6 protein-coding genes and 1 tRNA gene are annotated in these 5,444 nt (G+C 36.2%); 4 read left to right on the plus strand and 3 right to left on the minus strand.

All coding sequences use genetic code 11. The annotated features are described in order from the left end of the window. Nucleotides 1-192 precede the first annotated feature (192 nt). Both VJJ26_00215 and VJJ26_00220 read right to left on the minus strand, forming a co-directional pair. Nucleotides 193-1,146 (minus strand): UTP--glucose-1-phosphate uridylyltransferase, encoded by a 954-nt coding sequence (locus VJJ26_00215; GenBank protein ID HLC06586.1) that lies wholly within the window; start codon nt 1,144-1,146, stop codon nt 193-195. A 191-nt stretch (nt 1,147-1,337) separates the two neighbouring features. Continuing rightward, entirely contained in the window at nt 1,338-2,372 is a 1,035-nt protein-coding gene (locus VJJ26_00220) for a phenylalanine--tRNA ligase subunit alpha (GenBank protein HLC06587.1), read from the minus strand. Between the two features lie 242 nt (nt 2,373-2,614). Between VJJ26_00220 and VJJ26_00225 the strand changes: the two genes are divergently transcribed. The 4 genes from VJJ26_00225 (at nt 2,615) to VJJ26_00240 (ending at nt 4,704) form a co-directional block, all read left to right on the plus strand. Continuing rightward, complete coding sequence (locus VJJ26_00225; GenBank protein ID HLC06588.1) at nt 2,615-3,382, plus strand: carbonic anhydrase; 768 nt, start codon at nt 2,615-2,617, stop codon at nt 3,380-3,382. Nucleotides 3,383-3,453: 71 nt separating this feature from the next. After that, a tRNA-Phe gene (locus VJJ26_00230) sits at nt 3,454-3,528 on the plus strand. A gap of 273 nt (nt 3,529-3,801) precedes the next feature. Continuing rightward, nucleotides 3,802-4,104 (plus strand): hypothetical protein, encoded by a 303-nt coding sequence (locus VJJ26_00235; protein ID HLC06589.1) that lies wholly within the window; start codon nt 3,802-3,804, stop codon nt 4,102-4,104. Nucleotides 4,105-4,221: 117 nt separating this feature from the next. After that, nucleotides 4,222-4,704 carry a hypothetical protein gene (locus VJJ26_00240; protein ID HLC06590.1) on the plus strand — a complete coding sequence of 161 codons (483 nt, stop codon included), beginning with the start codon at nt 4,222-4,224 and terminating at the stop codon, nt 4,702-4,704. Between the two features lie 5 nt (nt 4,705-4,709). Here VJJ26_00240 and VJJ26_00245 read toward each other — a convergent pair. Next, nucleotides 4,710-5,444 (minus strand): OB-fold nucleic acid binding domain-containing protein (locus VJJ26_00245; protein HLC06591.1); only part of this gene is annotated, 735 nt, incomplete at its 5' end.

Consider the following 5,444-nt stretch of genomic DNA (forward strand, 5'->3'; position numbering starts at 1 on the left):
AGTGTTTTACGCAGCCGTAGGCAGAGTAAAATGTATCGAAGGGTAGTTCTTTAAGGTAATTAATCTTTAAAACGCCTAAAGGTTTCTCCAATATAATACCCTTCGATACATTTTTGAGGACAAAAACACTCAGGGCGAACGGAATGGGGAACTCTGCACGTATTTGCATCAAAACTCAACAGAACCTAGAGATTACTGTTTTTTGAAGAGCAACTTTTCGCAATATTCTTTTACAATTGGTCCAAATGTTGGATGTCGCAGTGCAACTTCAATATTTGCTTGTATCCATCCCAAAGGATTGCCAACATCATAGCGTGAAGTTTTCATAACATATGCAATAACACGTTCACCGTTGCGCATCATATCCGCAATACCATCGGTCAATTGAATTTCATTATTTGCACCAGGTGCAGTGTTTTCTAGAGAAGCAAAAATGCGTGGAGAAAGAACATAGCGACCAGCAAGTGCAAAATTTGATGGAGCTTGATCAACAGGTGGTTTTTCTATTAAGTGTTCAACTTCAAAGACACCATCTTCTAATTCTTGTTTAATTGAAATAATACCATATGATGAAACCTTTTCTTGGGGTACTTCTAACACTCCAATTACAGAAGCATTATATTTTTTTGCCACCGCAATAAGTTGAGTGAGTGCAGGAATTTCACCGATCATAATTTCATCAGGTAAAAAAATACCAAAATATTCATTACCAATTGCTTCTTTTGCCATTAACACTGCATGTCCAAGACCAAGCGGTTCTGGTTGAGGAATAAAAGTAAACTGTGCTGTATCAATAATAATATTAATACTATTGAGTAGATTTGATTTGCCAGTTTTTTCTAATTTTGATTCAAGTTTTGCATTGTGCGAAAAATGATGTTGTAATTCAGGTTTATCATCGTTGGCAATAACATAAAAATCAGTGATGTTTGATGCAAGACCTTCTTCAATAATTAATTGAATAGAAGGTTTTTCTAGTATTGGTAACATTTCTTTGGGCACTGCTTTTGTGTACGGTAAAAATCGTGTTCCAAGGCCAGCAGCAGGAATAACCGCTTTAATTATTTTCATGTTTGAACTCTCACCTTTGGATGTTTGAACAGCTAATAGTGCAAATGCGAAGATAAAAAATAAATTATTAGACATGAATTCCCTTTTTACGTGTTCGTATCCTTCGACAGGCTCAGGACGAACGGGATTAGAATAATTTTTAAAATACGTATCATAGTGTTTACAATGAGAGCGAATAAATTCTAATTCTGTCTTGTTAATTTTTAGTTGATGGCCTCCTCCGTTCGTCCTGAGCTTGTCGAAGAATACGAACGTTAAAAACATTTTTAAAATTGATCAAGAAATTTTATTTTACTCGAGTGAAACAAGCGAATATCATAAATACCATACTTAATCATTGCAATTCTTTCAATACCCATACCAAACGCAAATCCAGAATAAACAGTTGGGTCAATTCCACTTGCGCGTAATACATTAGGATGAACCATTCCTGTTCCGAGCAGTTCTATCCAGCCCGTATGTTTGCAGACAGAACAACCTGTTTTACAGAACGTGCATGATGCATCTATCTCAAGACCCGGTTCAACAAAGGGGAAAAAACCAGGACGTACGCGAATTTCTAATGTATCATTTTCAAATATTTTTCGTAAAAATATGTGCGCAGTTGCAAGAAGGTTACTAACCGATATATTTTTATCAACCAACAATATTTCTGCCTGTGTGAATAAAAAATCATGTGTTTGATCAGTAGCTTCTTTGCGGTACACACGTCCTGGTGCAAATACTGCTATAGGTGGTTGGGAATTTTCCATCGCGCGTGCTTGCATGGTTGAGCATTGCGTACGCAGCAATATTCCTTTTTGGTGGAGAAAAAATGAATCTTCTGCTTCTCTGGCAGGGTGATCGGCTGGAATATTGAGAGATTCAAAATTATAATATTCGTTTTCCACTTCAGGGCCATCAACGATAGTATATCCCATGGATATAAAAGTATTTTCTAGATCAGCAATAATTTGGGTATAAATATGAGATGTTCCTTTAAGTTCATTGTATTTATAGGCGGAAACATCAAAGTTTTTTTCGAGTAAGTTTTTTTGAGCACTATCTGTTTTTTTGAGAGACAGTGTAAGCTCATCAAGTTGTGTTTGAGCTTGCAGTTTGAATTGATTGAGCAATGGTCCAACTGTTTTTTTCTCTTCAACGGATAAATTTTTGAGTTGTTCCATAAGGTCAGCAATTTTGCCTTTTCGACCTAAAAATGTAACACGTACTGATTCAAGAGAGGTTTCGGTGGTGATTGTTTTTAAAACATCGTCGAATTCATTTTTTATGATATCAAGTTCTTGTGAGAGATTTTTCATAAATGATCCATGTATATTTCCTGCGCTCATCCTGAACCTGTTGAAGGATAAGAGCGCTTTATTCTTCAACAAGTTCAGAATGAGCGCTAGGAAAAGCTAGGGTAGAGAATTTATTTTTATTGTAATTTTAAGATAACAAAGAATGTCGTGGTTGGCAATTTGAGCAACATCACGTTGATTTTTGAAAAAGAAACAACATATCCTGATGATAGCGTTTTTATAATCTAATTGGGAGGGTATAGATGAAGAAAAAATTGTTACTTATATTACTTGCGTTTTGTCTGATAACGCCATGTGGCGCTGACCAAATTGAAACAAAAGGTTCATTAGCTCCATGCAATAAACATGAAGAAGTTTTGAATCTTGATAATAGTCCTCTTTACGCTGCGATTATAGCAGCGGATGACGTATTCGAAACTACCTATGTGCCTCAACCAGATCTATTTGCGCCACGAAAAGCGGCAATTGTAACCTGTATGGATTATCGTCTTAATGATTTTTTAAGTTCTGTAACAAGTGGTACGTATATACTTCGCAATGCTGGTGGACGGGTAACTGAGGATTGGATTAGGTCCTTAGTTATTCTTTATAAATTGTTGGAGGTAGAAGAAATATTTTTGATCCAGCATACTGACTGCGGAATGCAAAAATTCACTGACAAAGTTATGAAAGACTTGTTAGAAGGTAGCTCAGTGAAAGCTACTTTGGTCAAAAATTGTAACGTCACCCTTGAACCGGTACAAGATAATAATAAGTGTAAGTGGAAAAATACGAGTAAATGCTGCGGCAAAGAAGCATGTATTGATTATGATTGTATTGATTGGTTAACGATTAAGCATGGTTTGTTCAAATCTGTCCTTGAGGATGTTAAGAAAATTCGTAATCATCCACTTATTCCATCAAATATTCCTATATATGGACTTATTTTTGATGTTATTACTGGTGATTTGATACCAGTCCCTAAAGCAATAAAGGCTGGAAAAGCAAAACCTCTCTACTGTAAGCGATAAAATACGCTTTTCTGTTGACAAAAACATACAAACAGGTACCATACAGAGTATGTATTGACAGTTTTTGTTACGCCGGGGTAGCTCAGTGGTAGAGCGGAAGCCTGAAGAGCTTCGCGTCGTTGGTTCAATTCCGACCCCCGGCACCATACTACGCCAAGGCTTCATATGGCACGCCATAGAAGACTTAAGTAGTATGCCTTCGTAGCTTTATGCGAAGTAGGGCAAGTCATTTTTCCCAATACCTATTAATCTATTGTCGTTTTTTAACCCAACCTTCACATTCATTACGGTCGGGTATTCCTTTACACCCTTCAAAATTAATTTCTATTTGCTTGCAAAATTACTTCACCTATTGCTAAGTTTTTTTGTACCATTATTCTTGTCATAAAAAGTGTTTTAAATAAAAAAGGGAAAACACGATGAAAAAATTCTTTTGTGCGCTAATTCTTTGCAATATTTCTCTTTCTTATACTGCTGAAAAACCATCAGTGGGAATTACCAGAGGAAAGAATCTTGGTGATACAGGTGCAGAAGGAGGAGTTTTCAAAATACCTACCAATCCCAATAAGCCATCTCATGCTAAACGTCTGAGTAATAGTCCAACATTTCCTAGTCATGATTTTTTAAAACATGAAAATCTAGAATTTAATACCAAAAAGCAATTTACTGCAGGAAGAAGGACATCAGATGCAGGGATTAATAATGTACCAGATAAAAAATAAAGTAAGTAATGAGTTGTTTACTGCTATGTATTTTAAGGTTTTTCTTTTTTCTATAAATTGTACTAGAGTGGTAAAAAATATGTAAAAATCATTCGATGAGAATGTTGAGAGGGGCGTATGAAGCAGACGCAATTCGATAAACACACGATAGCATGGTTTAAGATTGCTGAGTGTGTGTCTCGCGGAGAGAAGGAACGTGCCTTGGGCGTTTATCGCCTTCTTTCTCATTCATTTAATGATATGGCAGTAGCGCGACAGCTTGAAGGTGACATTTATCTTTCTTTTGGTGAACAAGAGCTAGCAATTCCTTTGTATAAACAAGCGATGGAATTGTACCAAAAGTCAGAACGATTTCTTGAATCTGTAGCGGTATGCGAGCATCTTGTGGCAATGCATTCCGATGATGTAACATTACGGCGTGAAGCAATAGAGTTATATAAAATATTGGGCAATGCCCCAAAAATGTATGTACACATTCAAAAATCACTTGATATCATTCTTGCAACAAAACAAGAACATAGTGTGCAGGAATTTTTGTCTGTGTTGCGTGCGTACTCAGATGAATTATATGATTTTGCGGTTGCCTATATAAAAAAGTAATTACTTTATAAACAACATTGTACTTTTATGTTGTGTTGTTCGAGTAATTGTGCGCTTTCGGTATCAAGAAGAATCCTTTCTTTCACCGTTAAGCGCAATTTTTTTTGATTTTCCTGAAAAATAAGAGAAAAAGCAGCGGTTCCTTTTGGCAAGCGTTCTTTGATATTTACAATAGTTTCTTCGGTCATGCTATCTGGCAGAGTGAGTGTTATGTGTTCAATATGTGGCCATTCGCTCAAGGCTAATTCTACAGGAACAATATCTTGGGCCTTTATTTTACAGGGCGCACCCTCAACAACATCAACTACTCCTTTAACAATAAAAACATTATGAGAACCGAGCCATTTTTCAGCGCGGGCAAATGTTTTAGGAAATGCAATAATTTCAGCAGTTCCCGACATATCTTCCATCTGCAAAAATGACATACGATCACCTTTTTTTGTCACAATATCTTTGCGAGTTTTAAGCAGACCGCAGCAAATAGTTGTGTATTCGCTTTTTACAGTTCTTGCCTTTTCAACTGCCGTTTCAAATTGTTCAATGCTAAACCATGCAAGTTGTTTTTTATATGTTTCGAGTGGATGTGAGCTAATGTAAAAACCAATGACATCACGTTCTTTTTCTAGCTTTTCTTTGTCAGGCCATTCAGGAAGGATTTCAAATGTATAGATGTTATCGTTTTTAGATTCTTGTTTGTTCATTGAAAAAAGATCCATTTGTCCCGTGAGAGCATTTTTTTT

The sequence above is a fragment of the Candidatus Babeliales bacterium genome (assembly GCA_035288105.1).
Taxonomy (GTDB): Bacteria; Babelota; Babeliae; order Babelales; family Vermiphilaceae; genus SOIL31.